Source organism: Planktotalea arctica (assembly GCF_002105285.1).
Classification (GTDB): domain Bacteria; phylum Pseudomonadota; class Alphaproteobacteria; order Rhodobacterales; family Rhodobacteraceae; genus Planktotalea; species Planktotalea arctica.
Window position 1 is genome coordinate 102,576 of sequence record NZ_MUHR01000013.1, and the last position, 25,622, is coordinate 128,197.

Consider the following 25,622-nt stretch of genomic DNA (forward strand, 5'->3'; position numbering starts at 1 on the left):
CATGAGCGAGCGTTTTACCGGAAGTTTCACCCAGCAAGAACCGATCCCGCAGGCGGGGATCGACGCTGCGATGCGGGTTCTGCAATCGGGGCGTTTGCACCGCTATAATGTGGCAGCGGGCGAGCACGGTGAAACCGCGTTGTTGGAGCAGGAATTCGCGGCAATGGTAGATGCCAAATATTGCCTTGCCGTGGCCTCCGGCGGCTATGCGATGGCGACAGCCTTGCGCGCGGTGGGCGTGAAGGCGGGCGATAAGGTTCTGTCAAACGCCTTCACGCTGGCGCCTGTGCCGGGCGCGATTGCGGCAGTGGGCGGCGTGCCTGTTTTCGTTGGCGTCACGCGCGATCTGACGATTGATCTGGATGATCTGGCGGCTAAGGCCGATCAGGCCAGCGTGCTGCTGCTGAGCCATATGCGCGGACACATGTGCGACATGGACCGCCTGATGGCAATTTGCGGCGCGGCCGGGATCAAAGTGATCGAGGATTGCGCGCACACGATGGGCGCGAAATGGGGCGACACGCATTCAGGGCGTCACGGCGTCATGGGCTGTTATTCGTGCCAGACCTACAAGCATGTGAATTCGGGCGAAGGCGGTCTGCTGGTTTCGGATGACGATGAACTAATGGCGCGCGCCATTATGCTTTCGGGCAGTTATATGCTGTTCGAGCGGCATTTGGCAGGGCCACCCAAAGAAGCCTACGCGCAGATCAAATATGAAACGCCCAATATTTCGGGGCGGATGGATCATTTGCGCGCCGCCATTTTGCGCCCGCAATTGGCGGACCTGGAAACGCAGGTTCAGCGCTGGAATGATCGCTACAGGGCGGTGGAGCAGGGCCTCGCCGATACGCCGGGGCTCACGGTGATCAAGCGCCACGCGAAGGAGAGCTATGTGGGTTCGTCCATTCAGTTCCTTTTAGAGGGCTGGAATGGCGAGGCTGTGAACGCTGCGATTGCGCGCTGCGCCGCGCGCGGTGTCGAGCTGAAATGGTTCGGCGGCGCCGAGCCTGTGGCCTTCACGTCGCGCTATGACAGTTGGCGCTATGCCCCGAGCGAGGCGATGCCGGGCACCGATGAAATCCTGCGCGGCATTGTTGATATGCGCCTGCCTTTGACGTTCTCCGAGAGTGATTGCGCGCAGGTCGCGCGGATTATTCGTGCAGAGGTCTCTGCGGTCTATCAGGCCAGTTAGAGGCCGGCTTCGCGTGCGGCATTGCTCAGGTAGTCGCCAAAATCGCGCGCCGAGATATCGGCCTCGCGTACCAGCGTATCGAAGTGCTGTGTGAAGGCGCTGACGCGTTCTGTGTCGCGAAAGGTCACGTAGTATTGGCCAAGGTAGACCGCGCTTAGAAGCGGGCCAAAAACCGTGACAGGCGCCGAAAAAAGCCGATGCGAATCAAACATATAGATGCGCAAGCGCGGATAGTGGCTGGCGTGGATGTCGAGCAAATGTGCCACCTGAGCGCGTCGGATATCCTGCGATAGCCCTGCGTAATATCCACTTGCGGTCAGAAAGCTGCGCAGCTCGCTGATGGGAAAGGCGATCTCGTAATCGGAATGCGCGCTGCTCATCCAATCGAGGCGATCCTTGCTGGCACCGATCACCTGCGCGCTGGTGCGGCCAAGATGGGGCGCATATTCCCAAACCACCATATCTTCGGTCTTGAGCATGTCGGGCAGGGTCGCGGGAACATGGCGGATTTTGTAGCCCTTTGCCTCCTGATGCCACGCGAAAATCTGTTCGTCCACCAGCGCGCGGGGGGCCTGCGACATGCTGAGCGATGTGGCCAGCAGATCGGCGGCGCTTTCGGGGCGCTCGGAGAGGGCCAAAAGCCAATCGGCGGAAACTTTGAGCGCGGAGGCGCAGGCACCGACCACATGGGCGTTGGGCAGGCGCGCGCCGTCCCCGCCAAGGAGCTGGGATACGGTCGAGCGATCCACCCCGATGCTTTTTGCGAGCGCGCTTTGCGACAGGCCGCAGGCTTGCATGGCCTGATTAAGGCGTTCGCGAAACAGTCGGGCGCGGGCGCGTTTGTCGATAATATCCATCATATTGTGATTATTATCACAAAGCGTGAGTTTTGTTAATCATATTCAGAATGTTCACCACGCCCATCGCAGACTACCCCTTGGCTATGACACAGATACCCCATCAAATCAGCCATCAGACAAAAACCCGCGCACTGCTAAAGGCAGTGCTTTGGACCTTGATGGGTCTGCTCGTGATGATCGGGGTCGGTTTTGCCATGACCGGATCTCTGGCCACGGGTGGCAAGATGGCGGTGATCAATAGCGCAATCGGGATGGTCACCTATTTCCTTTACGAGCGGCTGTGGGATAGGATCTCTTGGGGTCGCCTTGGAGGAACTAATGTCAACGACGCGCCGTTTTGAATGGCCCACATGGGCGCTTTTGCTGGCCTGCTACGCCCTGTTCTTCGCGGCAAGCACATGGCTATTCGCGCTATCACTGCCGCTTGGCATCATTGCGATGGTTCTCGCGGTCACGCTGCACTCTTCACTAAGCCATGAGGCGCTGCACGGTCATCCGTTTCGCAACCGCCATTTGAACGCGGCGCTGGTGTTTCCGGCGCTGAGTTTCGCCATTCCCTATATGCGGTTTCGCGACACGCATCTTGCGCATCATGTGGATAGCGTCCTCACAGATCCCTATGATGATCCCGAGAGCAATTATTTCGACCCTGCCGTCTGGGCAGGGCTGAGCGCGCCGCATAGGGCGGCCTTGCGCCTCAACAATACGCTTGCGGGGCGGATGTTGCTTGGACCTGCAATCGGGCAGCTGGCCTTTATGAGAAGTGATTTCGCGCTGATCCGGGCGGGGGACCGGCGCGTGTTGATATCCTGGCTGGCGCATATCCCCGCGGCGGCGCTGCCTGTGGTTTGGATTGCCAGCTTTGCTGCGATGCCGCTCTGGGCCTATTTCGCATCCGTCTACGCGGGGTTGTCCGTGTTGAAAATCCGCACGTTTCTGGAACACCGCGCCCATGAAAACGCAAGTGGGCGCACGGTGGTGATCGAGGATCGCGGGCTTTTGGCGCTGCTGTTCCTGAACAATAATTTCCACTGCGTGCATCACAGCCATCCGCGCACGGCATGGTATGATCTGCCCGCGCTCTACACCGCTGGCAAAGAGCGGTTTCTGGAGGTGAACGAGGATTACGTATACCGCTCCTATGCGCAGATTTTTCGCGCGTATTTCTTCAAGGCGAAAGACCCCGTGCCTCATCCGCTCTGGTCAAAGGATAGCTGATCGCGGATAGGAGGGCATGGACCTTTGGATACTTGCCACGATCGCGGCCACGATTTTTCAGACCCTGCGATTCATGCTGCAAAAGCAACTCAGCATGGGTGCGCTTAGCACGGGCGGCGCGACATTTGCGCGTTTTGCCTATTCCGCGCCGCTCCTCGCGGCGGCCCTTGGCCTTTGGCTTTTTGCAAGCGGGGCCGAGATTCCCGAGGTTTCAGCGCGCTTCTGGATCATGGGCGCAATTGGCGGGCTGGCGCAGATACTCGCGACAGTTTGCGTCGTCGCGCTGTTTCGCGCGCGCAATTTCGCGGTGGGGATCACGTTCAAGAAAACCGAGGTGATGCTGTCGGTGTTGGTCGGACTCGTGATTTTGGGCGAGGGCGTGTCCGCCCTTGGGTTTGCGGCGATTCTGGTCGGCTTGTGCGGCGTTCTGACCTTGTCCAAAACGCCGGATGCGGCGGGACATTGGACACAGCGCATATTCACGCGCGCGGCGGCGCTTGGGCTTGGCTCGGGGGTGTTGTTCGCGATTTCCGGCGTGACCTACCGTGCGGCAACGCTGGATGTAGGTTCTGATGCGCCGCTGCTGCGCGCGGCCCTGACCCTATCGGCGGTCACGATGATGCAATTCTCGGCGATGGCGCTCTGGCTCCGATGGCGCGAACCCGGGCAAGTGCGCGCAGTCTGGGACGCGCGCCGCAAAGCGGTCTGGATCGGGTTGAGCAGCGTTGCCGGCAGTTTGGGCTGGTTTGTCGCCTTCACCTTGCAGACGGCGGCCTACGTCAATGCGCTCGGGCAGGTGGAGTTGATTTTCTCGCTGCTCGTGTCGGTCCTTGTGTTCAAGGAAAAGCTGAGTCCGCGTGAAGGTTTTGGCATCGGGCTGTTGTCGCTAAGCGTGCTGTTGCTGGTCTGGGCTGTCGCCTAAGAGGGGGCGCTGCCCCCGTCTGCACACGCAGACTCCCCCGCGATATGTTTTGAAAGAGGAAGCGCCTCAGGGTTTTAGGGCGGTCTCTAGCGGCGAGGCACCTGCGAGGCGCAGGAAAAGGCTTTGTTCTTCGGTGTTGAGGAACATGGGCACGCTGGCGGGGGGACTTGGATCTTTGGCGCGCCCTGCAATTTCGGCGAGAACGACTTCGGTAATAAAGGGCAGATCGAATTTGCGCACATCGCTTAGCGCGATCCATTGCAAGTGCGAGAGTTCGTCCGAGGCGGCGGAGAAATCATCGATATCGCCTTGCAGTGCATCTGCGTCGATCAAGAAGAAGCGCGCATCGAAGCGGCGCGGGCGTCCGGGGGGCGTTATCGCGCGAAACACGAATTGCAGCGCCGAGGCGTCGGGCAGATGGCCCGTGGCTGCGAAGCTCTGCCAGTCAGAAGGGGGCGCGCCGCTCCAAGCGCCAGCGCGCCCGAGAATAAGGCCGGTTTCTTCCCAAAGCTCGCGAATGGCAGCAACGCCGAGCGCATGGATGCGGTCTTCATCGCTTTTGCGCAGCAAATGCGCTGCGCAGTCTGCGTTGATCGGCGCGGCGAGCGGCACGTCGGCGTCCGCCGCATCCACAGCGCCGCCGGGGAAGACGAATTTGTTGGGCATGAACGCGGCTTGCGCCCCGCGTTGCCCCATGAGCACACGCGGCGCGGCGCTAAAACGATCGCGCAAAACGATGACCGTCGCGGCCTGCCGGATCGCGCTTTTGTCGATGGCGGGTGTCTGGGTCATGGGGGTCGCGCTCCTGTGCTCAGACCTGTGCTCGGGAGCAGACAATCACGCTGCGGGTTGCTCTTCAAGGGGCAGATGCTCTGCGCCAAAGCCGAACATCTGGCGCGCCCATTGATAGGCGACGATCATGCCTTTAAGGCGGGGCAGCAGGTACAGTGAAAGCGCGACGCAGCCCACCGCGAAGATCGTGAACAGGATCAAAGGCTCGGGGCGGAATTTGACGAATGCGATATGTAGCGAGGGTGCCATGAGGTGTCCGACGATGAGAATCGTCAGATAGGCAGGGCCGTCGTCTGCGCGCGCAGGGCGAAAATCCTGCCGGCACACGGTGCAGTTTTCACGCATCTTGAGATAGCTGCGCAGCAAGGGTCCGTTGCCGCAGCGCGGGCATTTGCGCCGCCAGCCGCGTGCAAGCGCAGGCCATAAAGGACGCGCGTCGCCATCATGGCCATGATCATCGTGTGTGGCTTGATCGCTCAGGTCGTGTTGTTGTGCATCGATCGGCGCATGTCTTTCATTGGATATCATCTATCCAGAACCCCTCTGTCTCGCTCTCCCTTAGCATGAGGCCTGCGGTATGGCTTTAATAGGGCACAAAGCGTCCTTGCGGCGCGATGTCGCGAATGTGCTTTGCATAAAAGGTAAAATAGCAGCGACGGAAACTGCGCGCTGCGGCGTTTGATCTATCATGGTAGGCAAAGCACGCCTGCTATGTGAAGGCCCGATAGGGGCCGTATCGATAGACGGAGTAGTATAATGAACATGAAAATGCGCACAGCAACGCGGATCGCCCTGACAGGGCTGGTGATCGCCACAGGTTTCGGCGCGCAGGCTTCGAGCGGCAACGGCGAGGGGCGCGGCCATGGCAAGATGGGTCACGAACGCCCGAGCTTTGCCGCGCTGGACACGGACGCCAGCGGCACGCTGACACGCGAGGAGATGGCGAGCCACGGGCGCGCCCGCTTCGAGGAGCGCGACGTGAATGGCGATGGCATGCTGAGCAAGGAAGAAATGCTTGCGGATGGCAATAAGCGCGCAGAGCGGCGCGCTGGCAAGATGATCAAGCGCCATGACGCCAATGGCGACGGAATGCTGAGCTTTGAGGAAATGGCGCAGGGCAAGTATGAAGAGCGGCAGAGCGAGATGTTCGAGCGGATGGACGATGACGGCGACGGCACCGTATCCGAAGCGGAGTTCGCCGGGATGCAGCATCATGGTCATAAGAAGCGCCATATGAACAAGAGCGACGATTAAGCCTTGAGCCGCTGCTTCGCCCGCCACTGCGCTGCGGTGCGCGGGCGGAGCAGCACTTGAGTGAAAGGACCTCCGTGCATACAAGACGCGAATGACCATGGCCTTGGACCAGAACGCAGATATCGGCGATGATGCGCTGTTGCAGCTTTATGCCAATGGCGATCAGGGGGCGGCGCGTAGCCTGACGTTGCGCCTTGCGCCGCGCGCCTATGCGCAGGCCTACCGCATGCTTGGCAACGCGGCAGAGGCGGAGGATGTGGCGCAAGAGGCGATGATGCGCATCTGGAAGATTGCGCCCGATTGGCGCGCTGGCGATGCCAAGGTGACCACCTGGCTTTACCGCGTCACGGCCAATCTGTGCACCGACCGGCTGCGCCGCGCGCGCGGCTCTTCGCTCGATTCGATCGACGAACCTGTGGACCCAAGCCCGAGTGCGGCGGATGTGATGCAGGGCACGGCGCGCACGGAGGCGCTGCAGGGTGCGCTGATGCAGCTGCCAGCGCGCCAAAGACAAGCGGTGGTGCTGCGCCACCTTGAAGAACTGGCCAACCCGCAGATCGCGGAGTTGATGGATATAAGCGTGGACGCGGTGGAAAGCCTGACATCGCGCGGCAAACGCGCGTTGGCGCAGATATTGAAGGGCCGCAAGGCGGCTCTGGGATTTGAAGGAGATGAGCAATGAGCCATGATGATGATCTCGTCGAAATGTTCGAGGAGGCACGCCGTGCGCCGCCCCCCGCGCCGTCGGCGGATTTTCTTGCCCGGGTTCTCAGCGAGGGGCAAGCGATGCAGCCCGCCCCTGCCGCCCCTGCCGCGAAGATGCGCGCGCGCCAAAAAAGGCGCAGTGCCCCGCTCAAGGGGCTGTTCGCGGGCCTTGGAGAGGCGATTGGCGGTTGGCCTGCCTTTGCGGGCCTTGCCAGCGCGGCTGCGGCGGGGCTTTATATCGGGATCAGCCCGCCGCAAGGGTTGATCCTGCCCCTTGGCGCGGCGCTTGGCGGCGATGCGGCCGCATTGACGCAGGTGTTCGAGGTCGGGGATGGCTTCGATTTCACACAGTTCGAGGGATAGGGCAACATGAGTGATCCAAACACGAGCGATCAAACGGGCGGCGCGGCCAAGCCGAAGCGTCTGTTTCGCGTGCTCTTTGCGCTTTCTGTGGCGTTGAACCTGCTGGTGGTTTTTGCGGTCATCGGCGTGTTCACCAAAGGGCCGGGCGCGCGCGGTGGCCCGCCGGGGCTGCGCGAAATTTCCGCGCCCTACGTTGGTGCATTCGAGCGCGAGGACAAACGCGCGATGCGCGCGCAAATGCATGAGCGCTTGCCTGGGCGCAGCGCGGGAATCGCTGCCAATAAGGCAGATTACAGCGCGTTTCTGGCAATCGTGCGCGCCGAAGAGTTCGACGCACCGCGTGCTGCGATGATCATGGAGGGGCAGATGGCGCGGGTTGCGGATTTGCAAAAGCTGGGCCGTGAAATGGCGCTGGCGCGTATTGCGGCGATGAGCCTGCCAGAGCGGCGCGCCTATGCGGACCGCTTGCAGGACTGGCTTGACCACAAGGCGCACAAGCGCGGCAAGCCCGAGCGCTGATTTAAGTAGAAATCCCCCCGCGACCATGGCAAACCTTGAACGGTATTTTGTGTCGGCCAACGGTTTGGCCTCGGTCTGGATTTGGGGGGCATGGGAATGTCATTATCGCGCGACGCGGCAGAAGTTTTCAGCCTGAACGTCTTGGGCTGGCTGGTGGGGCAGGACGAAATCGTGCCCGTGTTTCTGGGCGCAACGGGGGCGAGCGAATCCGATTTGCACACAGAGGCGGGCAAACCGGAGTTCATGCTCTCCATGCTGGATTTCCTGATGATGAACGACGAATGGATCATCGCGTGCTGTGATGAGTTGCGCGTCCCCTACGAGCGGATAGGCCAAGCGCGTCAGGCCTTGCCCGGCGGCGCGGAAATGAGCTGGACATGAGCAGCACGTCCGATGTGTTCAAGGCGGTTCTGTTCGATAAGGACGGCACGTTGTTCGATTTTCGCGGCACATGGGATGCTTGGGCGGCCGGTTTCCTGCCGGTGCTCTGCTCGGGCAAGGCGGATGTGCTGCGCGAAATGGCGGTGGCTCTGAGGTTCGACCTTGAGGCGGGCGCATTCCTGCACGATTCTCTGGTGATCGCAGGCACTAACCGCGAGGTGTCCGAAGTGATGGCACGCGTGCTGGAGCGCACGGATATCGACGCGCTTGAGCGCGAAGTGTCGCAAAGCGCCGCGCAAGCACCACTCGATCCTGCGGTGCCCTTGGAGCCGCTATTGAACGCGCTCAAGGCGCAGGGCTACAAACTGGGCGTAATGACCAATGACGCCGAGGCCGTCGCCCATGCGCATTTGGGCAAGGCAGGCGTGGCCGGGCATTTCGATTTCATTTGTGGCAGTGATAGCGGCTTTGGCGCGAAACCTGCCCCCGAACCGCTGCTGGCCTTTTGCACACATGTTCAGGTGGACCCGTTTCATACGGTGATGCTGGGTGACAGCACGCACGATCTGCAAGCGGCGCGCGCGGCGGGCATGGCGGCTATCGGCGTGCTGACCGGCATTGCGCGGGCGGCGGAACTGGCCCCGCACGCAGACGCGATCCTTAACGATATCGGCGCTTTGCCCGCCTGGTTGCATGAGAAGTCTGCACGCAGGTAACAAATACGACAAGATGTGTCGCAGTTGGGATCACCAGCAGCGCGTTCCTTGGCTTTGATGTTCCCTAGCATAAGCGGGAGAGTATCATGGAAGGTTCGGACAATCGCAGACGCAGGGGCGGTGGACGTGCAGGGGCTTCGGCGCGGCGTGGCTCGTCCGCGATCGAGCAAAGCCCATGGCGTCTCCCCGTTAACATAGATCGCCCGACCGAACCTTTGGACGAGGCCGGTATCGCCGCTATTCATGACGGCGCGATGCGTATCCTTGAAGAGATAGGGATCGCGTTCCTCAACCCTGAAGCGGTTGAAATCCTCTCCAAAAGCGGGGGCTGCGATATCGACGGAGAGATCGTGCGCATGGGCCGTGACTTTGTCATGGAAAAGATTGCCCTCGCCCCGAGCCAGTTCGACATCACGCCGCGTAATCCCGATCGCAAGCTGACTATCGGCGGCAATCACATCTTGTTCGGAAATGTGTCCTCGCCGCCTAATTACTGGGATATGGCGCTGGGCAAAAAGGTGCCGGGCAATCGCGAAATGTGCCAGAACCTGTTGAAATTGACGCAGTATTTCAACTGTATCCACTTCGCGGGTGGCTATCCTGTGGAGCCTGTAGATGTGCATGCCTCGGTGCGCCACCTCGATGTGCTCTATGACAAGCTGACGATCACTGACAAGGTGATGCACGCCTACAGCCTTGGTAAAGAGCGCGTCGAGGACGTGATGGAAATGGTGCGCATCGCGGGGGGGCTAAGCCATGAGGAATTCGATTCCTCGGCCCATATGTATACCAACATCAACTCAACGTCGCCGCTGAAGCACGACTTTCCCATGATGGACGGCTGGATACGCATGGCGCGGCGCGGTCAGGCCTTGGTGGTCACGCCATTCACGCTTGCCGGTGCGATGGCGCCCGTTACGATGTCGGGCGCTGTGGCGCAATCGCTCGCCGAAGCGCTGTGCGCGGTGGTTCTGGCGCAGGTCATTAACCCCGGTTGCCCTTGCGTGATCGGCACATTCACCTCGAACGTGGATATGAAAAGCGGTGCGCCCGCCTTCGGCACCCCTGAATATATGCGTGCAACGCAGATGACCGGCCAGATGGCGCGGTTTTACGATTTGCCCATGCGCTCGAGCGGCGTGTGCGCGGCGAACGTGCCCGATGGGCAGGCGATGTGGGAGACCTCCAACAGCCTTTGGGCGGCAGTGCAATCGGGCACCAACATGGTTTATCATGCGGCCGGCTGGCTGGAGGGGGGGCTTATCGCCTCGCCCGAAAAATTCATCATGGATTGCGAGGTTCTTCAGCAAATTCAACGCTATATGGAGCCTGAGATCTTTGCGACGACACCTGATGATATCGCGCTCGATGCGATCAAATCTGTCGGCAACGATGGTCATTTCTTTGGCATCCAGCACACGCAGGACCGTTATCAGACGGCCTTTTACCAGCCGTTTCTGAGCGATTGGAAGAACTATGAGGGTTGGGAAGTCGCGGGTGCGATCTGGACGCCGGAGCGCGCGCACAACCTGTTTCGCCAGATCCTCGAAGAGTTCGAAGAACCGCCCATGGACCCGGCCATTCGCGAGGAACTGGCCGACTTCGTGGCGCGGCGCAAATCCGAAGGCGGCGCACCCACGGATTTCTGATTTGCTTAATGATAGTGGATCAATTTGAAGCTAATGCGCGTCACTTTCTGGCGCGCATTAGCTCTTTGTTAAGACCCATCGCGCAAAACTGGGCTTGTGGCTATGCGCTGCAAGACTTCGTTTTCCGAGTTAGGTTTCACAATGCACGGTTTGGTCAATAAGGCGATTGAGGCCTTTGTGATAGACACATATGGCGCGCAGCCATGGCGGGTGATCGCCCAGATGTGCGAACTTGACGATCCGCATTTCGAAGCGATGATGTCCTATGAGGGCGATATCACGTCGCGTGTCATCGACTGTGCAACACGCGTCCTGAAGGCGGATCGTGCTGATTTTCTGCAAAACCTCGGCACCTATCTGGTTTCGCAACCGAGTCAGCAGGCGGTGCGCAGGTTGCTGCGTTTCGGGGGGGTGGATTTTGTCGATTTCCTGTATTCGCTTGATGATCTGCGCGACCGCGCACGCCTTGCGGTGTCCGATCTGCATCTGCCCCGGCTCGAACTTCGCGAACATACATCGAACCAGTTCAGCCTGACGGTGCGCTCCAAACTTGACGGGTTCGGCCATGTGCTCGTCGGGCTATTGACGGCGATGGCTGATGATTACGGGGCATTGGTGATGCTCGATTATGGTGGGCGACGGGGCGAGGTTGAAACGGTCGCCATCGCCCTTCTGGAGAGGTCGTTTGCCGAAGGAAACAGTTTTGAATTGGGAGCAAGGGTTTGAAGGTTGATCGCGCGCTTGGCTGCGCCGCACCGATTGAATGGTCCGCGCTCGAAGCGGCGCTGGATATCTTGTGCCCGATGCACCTGCGCCTGACGGAAACCGGGCATATCATTCATGCGGCGCCAACTTTGCAAAAGATGTGTGCGGAATCGGATTTGATCGGTAAGCGGTTCTTGGAGGTATTCTTGCTGGATCGCCCCCGCGCGATCACCACGATGTCCGAATTGATGGCGCGCGCGCGCAGTAAACTACATATGGAATTTCGCGTTGCACCGCATACATCGCTCAAGGGGGTTTTGGTGCGTTTGCCGGCAGGGCAGGGCGCGTTGGTCAACTTGTCGTTCGGCATTTCAGTGGTCGAGGGCGTTTTAGATTACCGACTTACCAGCGCGGATTTCGCCGCGACAGATCTGGCGATCGAAATGCTCTATCTGGTGGAAGCCAAATCCGCGGCGATGGATGCGTCGCGCAAATTGAACCAGCGCCTGCAAGGTGCCAAACTCGCCGCGGAAGAGCAGGCCGCAACAGACACGCTGACCGGCCTCAAGAACCGCCGCGCGGCGGATCGTATTCTGGCGCAAAAGATCGAGGAAAGCGGCGCTTTTGCTCTGATGCACCTTGATCTTGATTACTTCAAGGCGGTCAACGACACCAAAGGGCACGCTGCAGGGGATCACGTCTTGCAGGAAGTAGCCAAGGTGATGCGCGCGGAGACGCGCAAAGGCGATATGATTGCGCGCGTCGGAGGCGATGAATTCATGATCCTGATCGATGATGAAGTGTCCAAAGTGAAACTGGCCGAGATCGCCGCACGGCTGATTCAAGGTATCGAGAAACCTATCCCTTTCGAACAGGATGTTTGCAATATCTCTGCCAGTATCGGGATTGCAGTGCACCTGGAGTGCGGCCACCTGGACCTCGACACGCTGGTGCAACATTCAGATCGCGCGCTTTATGCCTCCAAAGACAAAGGGCGGGCCTGTGCAACCTTCTTCGACGATCTCGAAGCGCCGAAACCGTAGAGCGCGTAGATCATGTTTTATGCGCACCACCCGCGCGGCGCAGCCGCAGCGCGTTGCTCAGGACGAACACACTGGAGAGCGCCATAGCGCCCGCCGCCAAGGCAGGGGAGAGCAAGACACCGAACACCGGATATAGTGCGCCCGCAGCGACGGGAATAAGCAGCACGTTATAGCCAAAAGCCCAGAACAGGTTTTGCTTGATATTGCGCAGCGTTGCATGGCTGATTGCGAAGGCGGCCTGCACGCCCGCGAGGTCACCGGAGAGCAAAACCACATCTGCCGCTTCGATCGCGACGTCGGTTCCCGTGCCGATCGCGATGCCCACTTCGGCCTGCGCCAAAGCGGGGGCATCGTTGATACCGTCGCCGACGAAAGCGACGGGGCCGTGTTTTTGCAATTCGGTGATCGCGTCTGATTTACCACCGGGCAACACGCCCGCGATCACGCGCGTAATGCCAAGTTCTTGCGCTGCGCGCTGCGCCGCTGCTTCGCTGTCACCGGTGATCATCACGGGCGTGAGGCCCGCGGCTTTCAACGCTGCGATACTCGCTACAGCGCTCGGTTTGAGCGGATCGGAGATTTCGAACCGCGCTGCCAAGGTGCCATCGACGGCCAGCAGGATTTCAGTGCCGCTAAACCCGTCTTGCGGCGCTTCGATGCCAACGGACCCTAGCAGACGCGCATTGCCAAGTAGCACGTCGCGGTTCTTGATGTGGCCACGCACGCCGCCGCCGGTAATGCTTTCAAAGCCCTCGATCGGGGCGAGGTCAAGGCCTTGGGCCTGTGCCGCTTCGATCAAGGCGCGCGCGATGGGATGCTCTGAATTCACCTCTGCCGCTGCCGCAAGGCCAAGGGCCTGCGCCGCGCTGAAATCGCCGTAAGTCACGACGTTGGTGAGCGAGGGACGCCCTATGCTCAAGGTGCCGGTCTTGTCGAATGCGACGGTTTTGACCGATTGCAATTCTTGCAAGGCCGCGCCTTTGGCGAAGAGCACGCCCAGTTCTGCAGCGCGTCCGGTGCCGACCATGATCGAGGTTGGCGTGGCGAGGCCCATGGCGCAGGGGCAGGCGATGATAAGCACGGCGACGCCCGCGACCAGTGCGTGTGTCAGGGCCGGGTCCGGCCCGAGCGCGAGCCAGATTGCGACAGTGAGGGCCGCGATCACCAGAACCGCAGGTACGAACCAGGCTGTGATCTTGTTAACAAGGTTTTGCACCGGTAAGCGCGCGCCCTGTGCCTTTTGCACCATCTCGATGATCTGGCTAAGCACCGTGTCCGCGCCAATCGCGTCCGCCTTGAAGGTCAGCGCGCCCGCGCCGTTCACCGTTCCTGCGGTGACGCGCGCGCCGATGGCCTTTTGGGCGGGCACAGGTTCGCCGGTGAGCATGCTTTCATCGACCCAGCTTTCCCCGCCGAGAACGGTGCCGTCCACCGCGACCCGCTCGCCCGGGCGCAGGCAGATCACATCGCCGATCGAGAGCGTTTCGATAGCAACTTCGCGCCGCGCGCCGCCCTGCTCGAGCATCGCAGTTGCAGGGCGTAGCGCGATGAGGCGGGTGATGGCCGCGCCCGTGCGTCCCTTCGCGCGCGCCTCCATCCAGCGCCCTGCGAGGATCAAGGTCAGGATCACGGCCGCTGCTTCGAAATAAACGGCGCGGGCGGCAGCGGGCAGCAAGGAGGGTGCGAGCAGCGCAAGCACGGAATAGAAGAATGCAGCGCCCGAACCGAGCAGGACCAGCGCGTTCATATCCGGCTGCCAGCGCAGCAGCGCGCGCAGCCCGTCCCGCCATAGGGTGCGGCCAGGGCCGATGATCACCAGAGCGGTCAACACGAACTGTGCGGCCCAACTGGCCTGCATTCCGATCGTGCGTTCGATCAGGTGGTGAAAGGCGGGGAAGGCATGCCCGCCCATCTCAAGGATAAACACCGGCAGCGTCAACAAGGCGGCCCAAAGAAAGGCGCGCTTCATGCTTGCTGCATCATCGCCGTGGGCATCGCTTGCACGTTGCGGGGTATCAAGCGCGGCGAGCGAGGCGGATTTGCCCGTGCTTTTCACGGCGGCGATCAAGGCAGGCGATTTGGTTCCAAGCGCCTGCACCTCGGCGCGCCCCGTGGCCAGATTGACCTCTGCCAAAAGCACTCCAGGCACGCCTTGCAAGGCCTTTTCGACGCGCGCGACGCAAGAGGCGCAGGTCATCCCGTCGATGTTCAAGCTAACCGTGTCGGCGCGCGCGGGCTTGCCGACGGCGTCCAGCGCGTCTTTGAGCACGGAGGCGTCAAGCGGGCCTTCGCTTTGGACTTCGGCCATGCCAGTGGCGAAATTCACCTGAGCCTGCGTGATGCCGGGCAGTGCGTTCAACGCGCCCTCTGCGCGCACGGCGCAGGAGGCGCAGCTGAGGCCTGTAACGGAAAAGCTGAAGGTTTCGGACATGTTTGTTAACCTTGTGGTGCGCGGGCGGCGCTGAGTTGACTCCGACATATGCGGTTTGCGCGCAAATATCACCCCCGCGCGTATGCGACCTTATGTGCGTGATATTGCGCATGGGCCTCAATGGCGTATCGTGGCTGGTAAGTTCGAGCCTTTACGTGATTTGCCCTAAAAGGAGCCTCCCCTCGCATGCCTAAGAACATTCTGTTCATCATGTGCGATCAACTGCGCTATGATTATCTAAGTTGCTATGGTCACCGCACGCTCCAGACCCCGAATATCGACATGCTGGCAGAGCAGGGCGTGCGCTTTAGCAACGCTTACGTGCCCTCGCCGCTGTGCGGCCCGTGCCGCATGTCGGTCTACACCGGACGCTATCCGCGCAGCCACGGGTCGTATTGGAATTCAGCGCCGCTACGGGTGGGCGAGTTTAACATCGGGGATCATCTTAACCCGCTTGGGATGCGCACGGTGCTATGCGGCAAGACGCATATGGTCGGTGATCTTGAGGGGATGAAGCGGCTTGGCATTGATCCCGAAAGCGCAGCTGGCGAGCGCATCTCGCAGGCTGGATTCGAGTGTTGGGACCGGCTTGACGGGACCTATCCGGCCAAGGGGTACAAACGTGCGAGCCATTATTTCGAGTATCTGAACGCCAAGGGCTATTCGGGCGACAACCCTTGGCACGATTATGCCAATTCGGCCGAAGGCGCCGACGGGGCAATCAAATCGGGCTGGTTCATCGAGAACAACGATTTGCCCGCGCGCATCAAGGAGGAGGATAGCGAGACGCCCTACACCACGTCGCGCGGGATAGAATTTATCAAGCAGAATGCGGGGAGTAGCTGGTGTTTGCATCTGAGCTACATCAAACCGCACTGGCCCTATATCGTGCCTGAACCCTACGCGAGCATGTTCGGCCCCGAGGATGTGCCGCCCGCGGTGCGCAGCAACGCCGAGCGCGAAAGGGCCAGTCCTGTCCAGAAGGCGTTTCAGGAGACGCGCGCCAGCACGTTCTTTGCCCGCGACAAGCTGCGCGAAAAGGCGATTCCCGCCTATATGGGATTGATCAAGCAGATCGACGATCAGCTGGGCCGCGTTTACGCCGCGCTGAAGGAGACGGGGCAGTGGGACGAGACGTTAATCGTTTTCACCTCGGATCACGGGGATTATCTTGGCGATCACTGGATGGGTGATAAGGATTTCTTTCATGACGTTTCGGTCAAGGTGCCGCTGATCGTGTTTGACCCATCGCGCAATGCGGACGCCGCGCGCGGTACGGTTTGCACGCAGTTGGTCGAAGCGATCGATCTGTTGCCGACTTTTGTCGAATATGCGGGGGGCACCGTCACGCGCGATGTGCTGGAGGGGCATTCCTTGATGGCGATTTTGCACGGAGTGCAAAAGGAACCGTTACGCGATTATGCGATCAGCGAATTTGATTTTTCGGAGCGCAAGGTGCGCGTCGATCTGGATCTACCAGTTGATAAATGTCGCCTCGTGATGGTGTTCGACGGGCGTCACAAGGCGGTGTTCAACATTGCCGGATTGCCGCCGGTCCTGTTTGATTTGCAAGATGATCCGGATGAATTGGTAGATATCGCGGCGCAGAGCGGCGCGGAGGCTGTACTGGAAAAGCTACGCGCTTACATGTGGGAGTGGGCGATGCAGCATCACGCGGCGGGCACTGTGCCAGCGGCGATGCGTGCGCAGAGGGTGGATAACGAGCATGAGGCAGGCGTGCTGATCGGCTATTGGGACGAGCAGGATGTGATCGACACGGGCGCGGCGCATCCGCTTTCATAAGTTGGTGCTCGGTCACATGTTGCCGCCAGCCAACGCCCGCAGAGCCGCCCGTATCCGCTTTTACGCCGCATCATCATCCCGAGCGCTGTCAACCGGGCTTTGGCGAACTGCTTTGTTGCGGGGCCTGTTTGCTTCTTAGAACTTGCACAGCTTGGCGAGCGCCTGCGCCAGATCGCTGCCGTTGGAGAGGTCGTGCACGATGTCAAAATGATTGCGGCCTTTGATTTCTTTGGCCTCGGCCTTGGGGAGTTGCAAAGCAAAGCTCGCGCTTTGGCGTTTGAACTCGTCAGGCTCGATTTCGCCCCATGCCAGCAAGGTGGGGGGGAAGGTGGTTAGATCGCGCAGGGACGGGCTGTTATAGCGCGCGTCCTCCACGCTCATCTTCAGCGGCTCGTTCACATAGGTGCCCACCAGTGGCTCTAACTCATAGATGCCGGAGAGTAGGATCACGCCATTGGGGCGGTGCTGCGGCGCAAGGTCAAGGCAGGTCATCGCAGCAAGATGCGCGCCAGCGGAGCTGCCGGAAAGGGAGATGCGCGCAGGGTCAATGCCAAGCAGGTCCGCCTGTTCGAACAGGTAGCTGACCGCATCAAGGCACTCGGCGGTAATCTCGTCCAGCGTGGCATGTGGCGCGAGGGTGTAGTCAAGAGCGGCAAAGGCGACGCCCTGATCAAGGAAGCCTTGGGCAGGAAAGGTACTCTCGCGTTTGGAGAGCGCCTGCCAGTAACCCCCGTGGATGAAGATATGCAGTGGCGCAGGATCATCCGTTTCGGGCATGAACAGATCGACGCTTTGGGTGTCATGTGGGCCGTAGCGCAGGGTTTGCACATGTGGATGCGCCGCGTAGGTGGCGGCGCTTTGCGTTGCATAAGCCTCAAGATAGGGCGTCAGATCGCCATCCGGTAGCGCCTTGCTGGGGGAGTAGGCCACGTCGCGCGCGGCCGCGTCCATCTCGCGCCAGCGTGGGGCGATATCGCTCATGTGACGGCGGAACGGATATTGAAACGCTCTTCCTTGTAGGCCTCGGTCTTGAGGATATCCTCAAGCTCGTCCACCGCGCGCAGGATGTCTGCCTCATCCACGAAGAGCGGCGTAATGCCGAAACGCATCATGTCGGGCGCGCGAAAATCGCCGATGACCTTGCGAGAGATCAGCGCCTGCATGCAGGGGTAACCGTGCTCGAATTTGAAGGAGACGTGAGAGCCACGCTCGTTCATATCGCGCGGACCGGTGAGGGTGACACCGGGGCAACGCGCCTCGACCTCTTTGATGAACAGCTCCATGAGTTCGATGGAGCGCGTGCGCACATCATTGAGATCGACGCCTTCCCAAACGTCCAAAGCCGCCTCAAGAATGGCGAAGGAGGCGATAGAGGGCGTGCCGATGCGCATGCGGTCGATCTTGCCGGGCATGGGGCGATAGTCTGTATCGAAGGCGAAGGGCGCCTCATGGCCGTACCAGCCCGATAGGACAGGCTCGACGGTCTCGATCAAGCGGGGGGCAACGTAGATGAACGCAGGGCCGCCGGGGCCAGCGTTGAGGAATTTATAGGTGCAGCCAACCGCGAAATCGACGTCCGTGCCGGCAAGGTCCACAGGAATCGCGCCTGCGGAGTGGGCGAGGTCCCAAACCACGACCGCGCCGACGCTATGCGCCTTGTCGATAATCGCTTTCATGTCGTGCTTGCGGCCTGTGCGGTAATCCACTTCGGTGAGGGTGATGACAGCCACCTCGTCGGTGATTGCGTCGATGACGGCTTCGGGTGCGACGGTGCGCAGCTCAAAGCCGTCTTCTTTGAGTTTTAGCAAACCCTGCACCATGTAAAGATCTGTGGGGAAGTTGCCTGTGTCGGACAGAACCACCTTGCGATCAGGCACCAGCGCAAGACCCGCGCCAACCGCCTGAAACACCTTGATAGAGAGCGTGTCGGAGACGACGATCGTGCCTTCCGGTGCGCCGACCAGCTTGCCGATGCGATCGCCAAGCGTATTGGGCTGCATGAACCAGCCTTTCGTGTTCCAGCCTTTGATCAGCTCTGTGCGCCACTCATTGTTGAGGAAATTCATCATTGCCTCGGGCGAGGCTTTGGGCATCGGCCCAAGCGAGTTGCCGTTGAGATAGGTCATTCCCTCGGGGATATCGAACATGGCGCGGGTTTTGGTGAAATCACTCATTTGCGGTTCTCTCAATTTACTTACAGCTTGACCCAGCCCTCGGGCGGCTCTTTGCCGGGGTGTATGGCATTGCAATTCGGGCATGTGCGCGCCTCGGTGGAGGCATAAAAGCTCTCGTAGACCGGGGGCAGGTCGCGCACGATGCTCTCTAGCTGCATCTCTGCCCTGTGGACCAGATGCGCGCACTCAAAGCAATACCACTCGATCGCATCGAGTTCGCCGGTTTGGCGTTTTGGCTCGATCACAAGGCCGATGGAGCCTTCCTGCGGGCGCTGCGGCGAGTGGCGCACATGGGGCGGGAGCAAGAAAATCTCGCCCTCGCGGATTGGCACGTCGTAGAATTGCTCGCCATCATAGAGTTTCAGCAGCATGTCGCCCTCGATCTGGTAGAAGAACTCTTCCACCGGATCATCGTGATAGTCCGTGCGCTTGTTGGGGCCGCCCACGACAGTCACCATCAGGTCCGCATCTTCCCAGATTTGCTGATTGCCCACAGGGGGTTTCAGCAGGTGACGGTGCTCGTCGATCCACTTTTTGAAGTTGAACGTGCTTAGCTTGGTCTTGGCCATGGTAATCTCCCTTATCTCAGAGTTTCAGCCCGCAGGTTTCAAACGCGGCGCGGGTGGCCGCCTTTTCAGCGCCCGTCAGTTCCAGCATAGGGTGGCGCACATGCCCGCCTGTCTGGCCGAGCAGTTCTTGCCAGTATTTGCCATGCGCCGTGGGCTTGCCTGCGGGTTTGGTGGATTTGATCGCGGCGCGCACGGGATCAAGGCTGTCGCGCACGCGGCGCGCCTCTGTGAACTTCCCCGCAAAGGCGAGTTCTGTGTACTCAAGCATGCGCAGGTCATTTGCTGTCTGTAGCTGGTAGGGGGGGGAGGAACAGAGGTAGAGCTTCCAATCGAGTTCCTCGATATTGTCGAGCCAGTCGTCTTCCAAAGATGTCGAGACCTGAATTTTATTGCCGATCATATGGGTCAACTTCACATATTTCTCGCGCGGCACGGAATATTTGATCGCGACGATATTTGGCAACTCGGCAATGCGCGCGGCGGTTTCGGGTTCCATAATGTAGCCGCTGTCGGGATGGCTCCACATGGCGATGCCGATATCGAGGCGATCGCAGATGCGTTTGTAGTAGGTGTAGAGCAGCTCATCGCGGTCGGTGCAAAAGCTAAGCATCGGGGTGTGAACCACCACATAATCCGCGCCGCAAGCCTGTGCGTGCAAGCCAAGCTGCACAACCGTATCCACGTTCTGATCGGAAATGGACATGATCGTGCCAGCCTTGCCCGCGCACTCGTTCGCGGCGATCGTCATATTGTCCATGCGCTCTTGCAGGCTCATCGCCCAGAACTCACCCTGCTTGCCCGCGATAAACAATCCCTTGATGTGCAGATCGTCGATCCAGTGGCGAATGTTGCTACGCAGGCCTGCCTCGTTAAACGATCCATCCGCGTGAAACGGGTTCAGCGCCGCCGCCCAGATGCCGTGCATAGTCTCGCGCGCATGTTCTTTTGCCTGATGCTTGGTGTAGTTCATGTGGTTTGTCCTTTTTGCATGGCGCTCCAAAGCGTGCAGGGCGTCAGCGGCATGTTAAGATCAGTGACGCCCATCGGTGCAAGCGCGTCAAGGGCGGCGTTCAGGATCGCGGCAGGCGCGCCAATTGTGCCAGCCTCGCCCACGCCCTTGGCACAAAGGGTGTTCATCGGAGAGGGGCGTTCAAAGCTGTGCATCTCCAGGGGGGGAACATCCGAAGCGCGCGGCATGGCGTAATCCATGAAAGAGCCGGTCAAAAGCTGCCCGTCCCCGTCAAATTCAATATGCTCCATCATCGCCTCGCCAAAGCCTTGCGCGAAACCGCCGATGATCTGGTCCTTGACCAATGCGGGGTTCACTTGGACGCCTGTATCATCGACGCAGAAGGCGCGCTCGATAGTAGGAGTGCCGGTGTCGGCGCAAATGCTCATCTGGATCAGGTAGGCACCATAGCCCCATGCCTGGCCCTTGTTTTCATAGATTATGTCTGCGGTGATCGGGTAGGACGCGCCTTTGGCCTGTTGGTGCTTGATCTCTTGGCAAGCTTCCAGAACAGCGCTGCCCCCGATAGCGGTCGAGCGAGAGGCAAGCGCGCCGATGCCTGTGGGGGTGGTGTCCGTGTCCGACAGCAAGACGGTGATGCTATCGGGTGGGAGGGAGAGGTGATCGGCCGCGATCTGCGCATAGGCGGTTTCGCGGGCGTGCCCTTGGGAGGAACTGCCGCTGGCGACTGTTGCCGTGCCATTGTCGTTCAGCGTCACGCGCGCACTTTCCCAACCGCTACCCGAGGGCTCAACATAAAAGGCAATGCCAATGCCTACGTGTTCCCCCTTGGCGCGGCGGGCGTGCCGGTCTTGTTTGAGCCTTGTGTAGTCAGAGCGCTTCTCCAGCAGATCAAGCGCGCGGGCGTAATCGCCGCTATCAAGACGATTGCCGGTGCCTGTGTCATGGGGCAACGCGCTGGGCGGCAGCAGGTTGCGCCGACGGATATCGAATGGATCAATGCCACTGGCGCGTGCGGCCTTGTCGATCAGGCGCTCCATCAGCATGTTTGCCTCGGGCCGCCCCGCACCGCGATAGATGCCTGTGGGTGTGAGGTTGTTCTGAATTGCGCGCGTTTTGATATCCAAGTGCGGGACAGTGTAGCCGGTGGGCAGGATACGCGCTGCGTTCCACGCCGGGATCAGCGCGCTATTTGGTAGCCATGGCCCGATAGGGGCCTGCACATCCGCGCTCAGACTCAGGAAGATTCCATTTGCGTCTATGTCCAGCGTTCCGCTGCTGGTGATGCCGCGCCCGTGAGTGGCCGATGTGAACTCGTCCGAGCGGGTGGCGGTCCATCTGATATCACGCTTATGGTGAAACGCGGCCCAGACGGCAAAAACGTCTTCTGGATAGAGCGAGGCTTTCATCCCGAAAGCGCCGCCCACGTGCGGTGCGATAACATGGATGCGCGACGGCTCGATGTTCAGAATAGAGGCAAGTTCGGATCGGGTGCGATGCGGTGTCTGCGTTGAGTGATAGACCGTGACGCTTGCGCTTTTGCGGATGTAGCGCACGGCAATTGCGCGCGGCTCCATCGGGGAGGGGGCGAGGCGGGGGTGGCGGACCGTGCACGCTGCGCTGTGGGCACTTTCTTGGGGCGGGGTGCCTATGCGCCAGCTTTGTGCGGCGATCTGTTTGGGTGTATGTGATTTCTCGTCCAGCTCGGCGTAGACTAGGTCTGCAGCATCTAGCGCCTGCGCTGGGCTTTCGGCGAGAACCGCAGCAATAGGTTGCCCGATCGAGGTGACGCTGCCTTGCGCGAGGCAGGCAAAGCGCAAAGGCGTGCGCAGCGGAATAACTGGATTCACCGAAAGTTCGCCAAGTGCGGGCATCCGCGCGCCTGTGTGCACTGCGACGACGCCCTCGCCGCCTTGGGCTTCTTCGATCTCGATATCGCCGATTGCTGCGCTGGCCACTTGCGAGCGGATGAAACCCACATAAAGGGGGGCATCCAGTTTGATATCGTCGGCAAAGCGCCCCGCGCCCTTGATCAATGCGGGCGTCTCGCGCGGGGCGAGCGATTGTCCGACATATTTGGATATTGGACCGTTCATGATCTACTGCATTTCTAAGTTCGCCCCCCTTTGCAGCAATTTCGAGTGCTGCATCCAAGTGCAATGCGCGAACATTGGTATCAATTTTACAAATACCTGAATTGGAAAAACGGGCAATTCTTGTATGGCGACCTTTGCTATCAACTGGTGACAGCGTCTTCTACGCATCCCTATCTGCGGGGCAGACATTCGCTGGCTACAAAGCGCTTCGAGCGTTTGGCAGGTGTTTGAAAAATTACTTCATGTCTAAAATATTTTAGCTTGAAATGTAAAAAGTAGCGGATAAGCTGATGTAATAAGATCGCTGAGCCGGCTTTGGCTTTTGCGTTCAAAGAGACGAAACAGGGAGAAAATTAGTGAAACTGACCCATTTTATAGCAGCTACCGGCGTTGCGGTTGCAAGCCTTAGCGCCACCTTCGCGCAGGCCAATGAATTCCGCCTTGGCCTGATCACTCCGCCAAGCCACATCTGGACCAAAGGCGCAGAGAGTTTTGGCGCAGCATTGTCCGAGGCCACGGGCGGCGCGCATACGGTGACGGTGTTCCCCGCCCGCCAGCTTGGCAATGAGGCGCAAATGCTGCAGCAGCTTCAGACCGGCGCGCTTGATATGGCGTTTATGACGGTGGCCGAAGTGTCCAACCGTGCGCCTGATTTTGGGGCCTTCTATGCGCCCTATCTGGCCAATGACATTGCGCATGCAGCGCGTATCCTCGACACCGATCTTGCCAAGAGTATGCTCGATCAACTCCCTGCCAAGACCGGCGTTGTCGGCATCGGCTATGGCATGGCGGGTTTGCGTCAAATCCTTGCGCGCGGGGATATCAAGAGCGCGGCAGACCTTGCAGGTCTGAAACTGCGTATCACGCCGTTCGATCCGATCCTTGATTTCTACAATGCGATTGGCGCAGCTCCGACGCCGATGCCCTTGCCTGCGGTCTATGACGCGCTGGCGAACGGGCAGGTGGACGCGATTGATATGGATGCAGAGCTGATTTATTTGCTGAAATACTACGAGCATTCCGACACGATCTTGCAATCTAACCACATGATGTTCCCGATGGTCGGGCTTGTGTCTGCGCGCGTGTGGAAGGACCTCTCGGAAGAGGACCGCACAGCGATTGACACGCATATGAAAGCGGCGCTTGCAGACGTGGTCGCGCAATACGTCGAAAAAGATGTGGAGTGGCTGGAGCAGGTCAAAGCGACGGGCGAGAATTATGTCGAAGTCGGCCCCGAGTTCTTTGGCGATGCGCTGGGCAAGTGGGATGCGATCTGGTCCGAGAAATCCTCGCAACTGGGCGCGCTGCGCGCGGCGGCTGCGGCCGTTAAGTAATCTCCCCAACTGGGCCGCCTTTCAAAGGGCGGCCCTTTTTCTTTGCATCCTGTAAGGTTTGATCATGCTCCACACCCTGTCGCGCCGCTGGGCGCGCGTCGAGATTTTCTGCGCCTCGTTTTTTGCAGTTCTCATCACACTGCTGATCTTGCTGAATGTGGTCACGCGGGCGATGAACGCGTCGATCTACTGGGTTGATGAAGCGGCGATCTATGCGATGGTCTGGATGGCGTTTCTTGCGGCCTCCGCCGGAATTCACGAACGCAATGCGGTTTCTGTCACGATCGTGCAGGACATGCTGGGCGCGCGCGGCCAGCGCATTTTGGGTTTTGCCGTCGATCTGATCGTTCTCTTGTTCGCGGCGCTTATTATGTTTTTCCTGTGGCGCTGGCTCTTGCCGCTCGATTTGATCCGCGCCGGGTTCGATTTCGAGGCCTTTCAGGGCGAGACGTTCAACTTTGTCTATGCCGAGCCGACGACGACGCTGGGGTTCAAGAAAATCTGGGTCTGGTCGATCATGGTCATTTTCGCTTTTGGCGCGACACTTCATGCAATCGCCAATCTGGTCCCCATGCGCGAAGGAGCGCTGCGATGACACCGTTTATCTTTGCGCTCTTGCTGCTGGGGGCGGTGCCCATTGCGCTGGTTCTGACGCTGACCGCCATCTGGTACATCGCCGAGAGCGGCAACATGGTACTTTTTGACAGTTTTGCGCAGCAGATGTTTTCGGGCATTGAAAACTACGGCCTGCTGGCCATCCCGCTGTTCATGCTGACGGGCGAGTTGATGAACGAGGGTGGCATGACTTCGCGGCTGATCAATGCGGCGCGCGTGTTCGTCGGCGGCTTTCGCGGTGGCCTTGCCTATATCAACCTGCTGGCAAATATGTTCATGGCGGCGATCATCGGATCAGCCGCCAGCCAGATTGCAGTGATGTCGCGTGCGATGGTGCCCGAGATGGAAAAAGAGGGCTATGATCGCGGCTTTGCGGCGGCGACCACAGCGGCGGGTGGATTGCTCGCACCGGTCATTCCGCCCTCGATGCTTTTCGTGATCTACGGCGTTCTGGCGCAAATCCCCATCGGGGATATGTTTCTTGCGGGGATTATTCCGGGGATGATGCTTGCTGGCGTTTTCTTCATCGTTATTGCGCTCATGGGGCTGAAGCAGCAGTTTCCCAAGGGCGAATGGATGAACGCCCCTGAAATACGTGCGGCCCTGCTTGCAGCATTGCCTGCGATTCTGATTCCGGCCTCGATCATCGGGGGCATTCTGTTCGGCATTGCGACCCCGACCGAAAGCGCCGCCGTCGCCTCGCTCATCGCGTTCCTGATTGGCTGGCTTTACTACGGCGAAATCGAGCTTGCAAAACTGGGCGTCGTCTTCGGGCGCACTGCGCGCAATGCGGCGATGGTGATCTTTATGATCGCTGCAGCGAGCGTGTTCGGCTGGGTGGTGATTTACGAGGCTTTGCCGCAGAAGCTGGCGGTGCTGATCACCTCGGTGACGGACAATCCCTTCATGTTCCTGCTGATCGTCAACTTGACGCTGCTTTGCGTCGGCATGCTCATTGACGGGATCGCAGCGGTCATTTTGGTGACGCCGATCCTGCTGCCGATTGCGATGAACAACTACGACATCGACCCCTATCAATTCGGTGTCGTGATGTGTCTGAACCTTGTTCTGGGGCTTTTGACGCCGCCTGTGGGCGTGGGCCTCTACATCGCATCGAGCATGAGCGGCGCGAGCCCCATGTCGATCCTGCGCTCGCTCTGGCCGTTTCTTCTGGCGGTTCTGGTGGTGTTGATCCTGCTTAGCCGTTTCCCATGGCTGTCGACGGCGCTGATCTAACGCTTCACGGCGCGCACAATTTGCTCTATCGGAGCATCCGATGAGAAAGAGCATGAGACATAACCCCCCGAG

The 25,622-nt window shown here is 59.8% G+C and carries 26 protein-coding genes; 17 read left to right on the forward strand and 9 right to left on the reverse strand.

The annotated features are described in order from the left end of the window. Position 1: 1 nt before the first annotated feature. Positions 2 to 1,195 carry a DegT/DnrJ/EryC1/StrS family aminotransferase gene (locus B9P63_RS13810; protein WP_085309806.1) on the forward strand — a complete coding sequence of 398 codons (1,194 nt, stop codon included), beginning with the start codon at positions 2 to 4 and terminating at the stop codon, positions 1,193 to 1,195. On the opposite strand, the gene B9P63_RS13815 is transcribed toward B9P63_RS13810, so the two are convergent. Continuing rightward, positions 1,192 to 2,055 (reverse strand): helix-turn-helix domain-containing protein, encoded by an 864-nt coding sequence (locus B9P63_RS13815; RefSeq protein ID WP_085309808.1) that lies wholly within the window; start codon positions 2,053 to 2,055, stop codon positions 1,192 to 1,194. The two genes, B9P63_RS13810 and B9P63_RS13815, sit on opposite strands and share 4 nt — an antisense overlap. Before the next feature lie 47 nt (positions 2,056 to 2,102). Between B9P63_RS13815 and B9P63_RS13820 the strand changes: the two genes are divergently transcribed. From B9P63_RS13820 to B9P63_RS13830, 3 genes are read left to right on the forward strand one after another with little or no spacing between them, the layout of a single operon-like run. Next, positions 2,103 to 2,396, forward strand: a complete 294-nt coding sequence (locus B9P63_RS13820) for a DUF2061 domain-containing protein (RefSeq protein WP_342743600.1) — start codon at positions 2,103 to 2,105, stop codon at positions 2,394 to 2,396. Next, positions 2,374 to 3,273: a fatty acid desaturase gene (locus B9P63_RS13825; RefSeq protein ID WP_085309810.1), complete on the forward strand. Its 900-nt coding sequence runs from the start codon at positions 2,374 to 2,376 to the stop codon at positions 3,271 to 3,273. Before B9P63_RS13820 ends, B9P63_RS13825 begins: the two co-directional genes overlap by 23 nt. Before the next feature lie 16 nt (positions 3,274 to 3,289). After that, positions 3,290 to 4,195, forward strand: coding sequence for a DMT family transporter (locus B9P63_RS13830; protein ID WP_085309812.1), 906 nt, complete (start codon positions 3,290 to 3,292; stop codon positions 4,193 to 4,195). Between the two features lie 66 nt (positions 4,196 to 4,261). Here the strand turns inward: B9P63_RS13830 and B9P63_RS13835 are convergent, their stop codons facing one another. Beyond that, a complete protein-coding gene (locus B9P63_RS13835; RefSeq protein ID WP_085309814.1) occupies positions 4,262 to 4,987 on the reverse strand; it encodes an NUDIX hydrolase in 726 nt (241 codons plus the stop codon). Between the two features lie 45 nt (positions 4,988 to 5,032). Beyond that, positions 5,033 to 5,515 carry a DUF983 domain-containing protein gene (locus B9P63_RS13840; RefSeq protein ID WP_095533049.1) on the reverse strand — a complete coding sequence of 161 codons (483 nt, stop codon included), beginning with the start codon at positions 5,513 to 5,515 and terminating at the stop codon, positions 5,033 to 5,035. A 228-nt stretch (positions 5,516 to 5,743) separates the two neighbouring features. On the opposite strand from B9P63_RS13840, the gene B9P63_RS13845 reads away from it, so the two are divergent. From B9P63_RS13845 to B9P63_RS13885, 9 genes are all read left to right on the forward strand, one after another. Next, positions 5,744 to 6,241: an EF-hand domain-containing protein gene (locus B9P63_RS13845; RefSeq protein ID WP_245830676.1), complete on the forward strand. Its 498-nt coding sequence runs from the start codon at positions 5,744 to 5,746 to the stop codon at positions 6,239 to 6,241. Positions 6,242 to 6,332: 91 nt separating this feature from the next. Then, on the forward strand, positions 6,333 to 6,923 hold the full coding sequence (locus B9P63_RS13850) for an RNA polymerase sigma factor (protein ID WP_085309816.1): 591 nt from the start codon (positions 6,333 to 6,335) through the stop codon (positions 6,921 to 6,923). Next, entirely contained in the window at positions 6,920 to 7,309 is a 390-nt protein-coding gene (locus B9P63_RS13855; RefSeq protein WP_085309818.1) for a hypothetical protein, read from the forward strand. The genes B9P63_RS13850 and B9P63_RS13855 overlap by 4 nt, the downstream gene beginning before the upstream one ends. A 6-nt stretch (positions 7,310 to 7,315) precedes the next feature. Next, positions 7,316 to 7,828 carry a periplasmic heavy metal sensor gene (locus B9P63_RS13860; RefSeq protein ID WP_085309820.1) on the forward strand — a complete coding sequence of 171 codons (513 nt, stop codon included), beginning with the start codon at positions 7,316 to 7,318 and terminating at the stop codon, positions 7,826 to 7,828. Between the two features lie 96 nt (positions 7,829 to 7,924). Further along, entirely contained in the window at positions 7,925 to 8,209 is a 285-nt protein-coding gene (locus B9P63_RS13865) for a DUF3572 domain-containing protein (RefSeq protein WP_085309822.1), read from the forward strand. After that, the gene (locus tag B9P63_RS13870; RefSeq protein ID WP_085309824.1) at positions 8,206 to 8,925 is read left to right on the forward strand and encodes an HAD family hydrolase; all 720 of its coding nucleotides are present in this window, start codon (positions 8,206 to 8,208) and stop codon (positions 8,923 to 8,925) included. Before B9P63_RS13865 ends, B9P63_RS13870 begins: the two co-directional genes overlap by 4 nt. A gap of 86 nt (positions 8,926 to 9,011) precedes the next feature. Next, positions 9,012 to 10,574 (forward strand): trimethylamine methyltransferase family protein, encoded by a 1,563-nt coding sequence (locus B9P63_RS13875; RefSeq protein WP_095533050.1) that lies wholly within the window; start codon positions 9,012 to 9,014, stop codon positions 10,572 to 10,574. Between the two features lie 141 nt (positions 10,575 to 10,715). Next, positions 10,716 to 11,300, forward strand: coding sequence for a heme NO-binding domain-containing protein (locus B9P63_RS13880; protein ID WP_085310055.1), 585 nt, complete (start codon positions 10,716 to 10,718; stop codon positions 11,298 to 11,300). Continuing rightward, positions 11,297 to 12,322: a GGDEF domain-containing protein gene (locus B9P63_RS13885; RefSeq protein WP_085309828.1), complete on the forward strand. Its 1,026-nt coding sequence runs from the start codon at positions 11,297 to 11,299 to the stop codon at positions 12,320 to 12,322. The genes B9P63_RS13880 and B9P63_RS13885 overlap by 4 nt, the downstream gene beginning before the upstream one ends. Positions 12,323 to 12,332: 10 nt before the next feature. On the opposite strand, the gene B9P63_RS13890 is transcribed toward B9P63_RS13885, so the two are convergent. After that, the gene (locus B9P63_RS13890) at positions 12,333 to 14,753 is read right to left on the reverse strand and encodes a heavy metal translocating P-type ATPase (protein ID WP_085310057.1); all 2,421 of its coding nucleotides are present in this window, start codon (positions 14,751 to 14,753) and stop codon (positions 12,333 to 12,335) included. Positions 14,754 to 14,939: 186 nt separating this feature from the next. On the opposite strand from B9P63_RS13890, the gene B9P63_RS13895 reads away from it, so the two are divergent. After that, positions 14,940 to 16,556 carry a sulfatase-like hydrolase/transferase gene (locus B9P63_RS13895; protein ID WP_085309830.1) on the forward strand — a complete coding sequence of 539 codons (1,617 nt, stop codon included), beginning with the start codon at positions 14,940 to 14,942 and terminating at the stop codon, positions 16,554 to 16,556. A gap of 135 nt (positions 16,557 to 16,691) precedes the next feature. Here B9P63_RS13895 and B9P63_RS13900 read toward each other — a convergent pair whose 3' ends face one another. The 5 genes from B9P63_RS13900 to B9P63_RS13920 are packed head-to-tail and all read right to left on the reverse strand — an operon-like array spanning position 16,692 to position 22,365. After that, positions 16,692 to 17,537, reverse strand: coding sequence for an alpha/beta hydrolase (locus B9P63_RS13900; RefSeq protein WP_085309832.1), 846 nt, complete (start codon positions 17,535 to 17,537; stop codon positions 16,692 to 16,694). Continuing rightward, a complete protein-coding gene (kynU, locus tag B9P63_RS13905; RefSeq protein ID WP_085309835.1) occupies positions 17,534 to 18,730 on the reverse strand; it encodes a kynureninase in 1,197 nt (398 codons plus the stop codon). The genes B9P63_RS13900 and kynU overlap by 4 nt, the downstream gene beginning before the upstream one ends. A 20-nt stretch (positions 18,731 to 18,750) precedes the next feature. Beyond that, positions 18,751 to 19,299 carry a 3-hydroxyanthranilate 3,4-dioxygenase gene (locus tag B9P63_RS13910; protein WP_085309837.1) on the reverse strand — a complete coding sequence of 183 codons (549 nt, stop codon included), beginning with the start codon at positions 19,297 to 19,299 and terminating at the stop codon, positions 18,751 to 18,753. A gap of 16 nt (positions 19,300 to 19,315) precedes the next feature. Then, the gene (locus B9P63_RS13915) at positions 19,316 to 20,269 is read right to left on the reverse strand and encodes a dihydrodipicolinate synthase family protein (RefSeq protein WP_085309840.1); all 954 of its coding nucleotides are present in this window, start codon (positions 20,267 to 20,269) and stop codon (positions 19,316 to 19,318) included. Next, entirely contained in the window at positions 20,266 to 22,365 is a 2,100-nt protein-coding gene (locus tag B9P63_RS13920) for a xanthine dehydrogenase family protein molybdopterin-binding subunit (RefSeq protein WP_085309842.1), read from the reverse strand. The genes B9P63_RS13915 and B9P63_RS13920 overlap by 4 nt, the downstream gene beginning before the upstream one ends. A 362-nt stretch (positions 22,366 to 22,727) precedes the next feature. Here B9P63_RS13920 and B9P63_RS13925 point away from each other — a divergent pair, with 362 nt between their 5' ends. The 3 genes from B9P63_RS13925 (at position 22,728) to B9P63_RS13935 (ending at position 25,550) form a co-directional block, all read left to right on the forward strand. After that, entirely contained in the window at positions 22,728 to 23,699 is a 972-nt protein-coding gene (locus B9P63_RS13925; protein ID WP_085310059.1) for a TRAP transporter substrate-binding protein, read from the forward strand. Positions 23,700 to 23,763: 64 nt separating this feature from the next. Continuing rightward, complete coding sequence (locus B9P63_RS13930; RefSeq protein ID WP_085309844.1) at positions 23,764 to 24,294, forward strand: TRAP transporter small permease; 531 nt, start codon at positions 23,764 to 23,766, stop codon at positions 24,292 to 24,294. Then, the gene (locus B9P63_RS13935) at positions 24,291 to 25,550 is read left to right on the forward strand and encodes a TRAP transporter large permease (protein ID WP_085309846.1); all 1,260 of its coding nucleotides are present in this window, start codon (positions 24,291 to 24,293) and stop codon (positions 25,548 to 25,550) included. The genes B9P63_RS13930 and B9P63_RS13935 overlap by 4 nt, the downstream gene beginning before the upstream one ends. Positions 25,551 to 25,622: the final 72 nt, after the last annotated feature.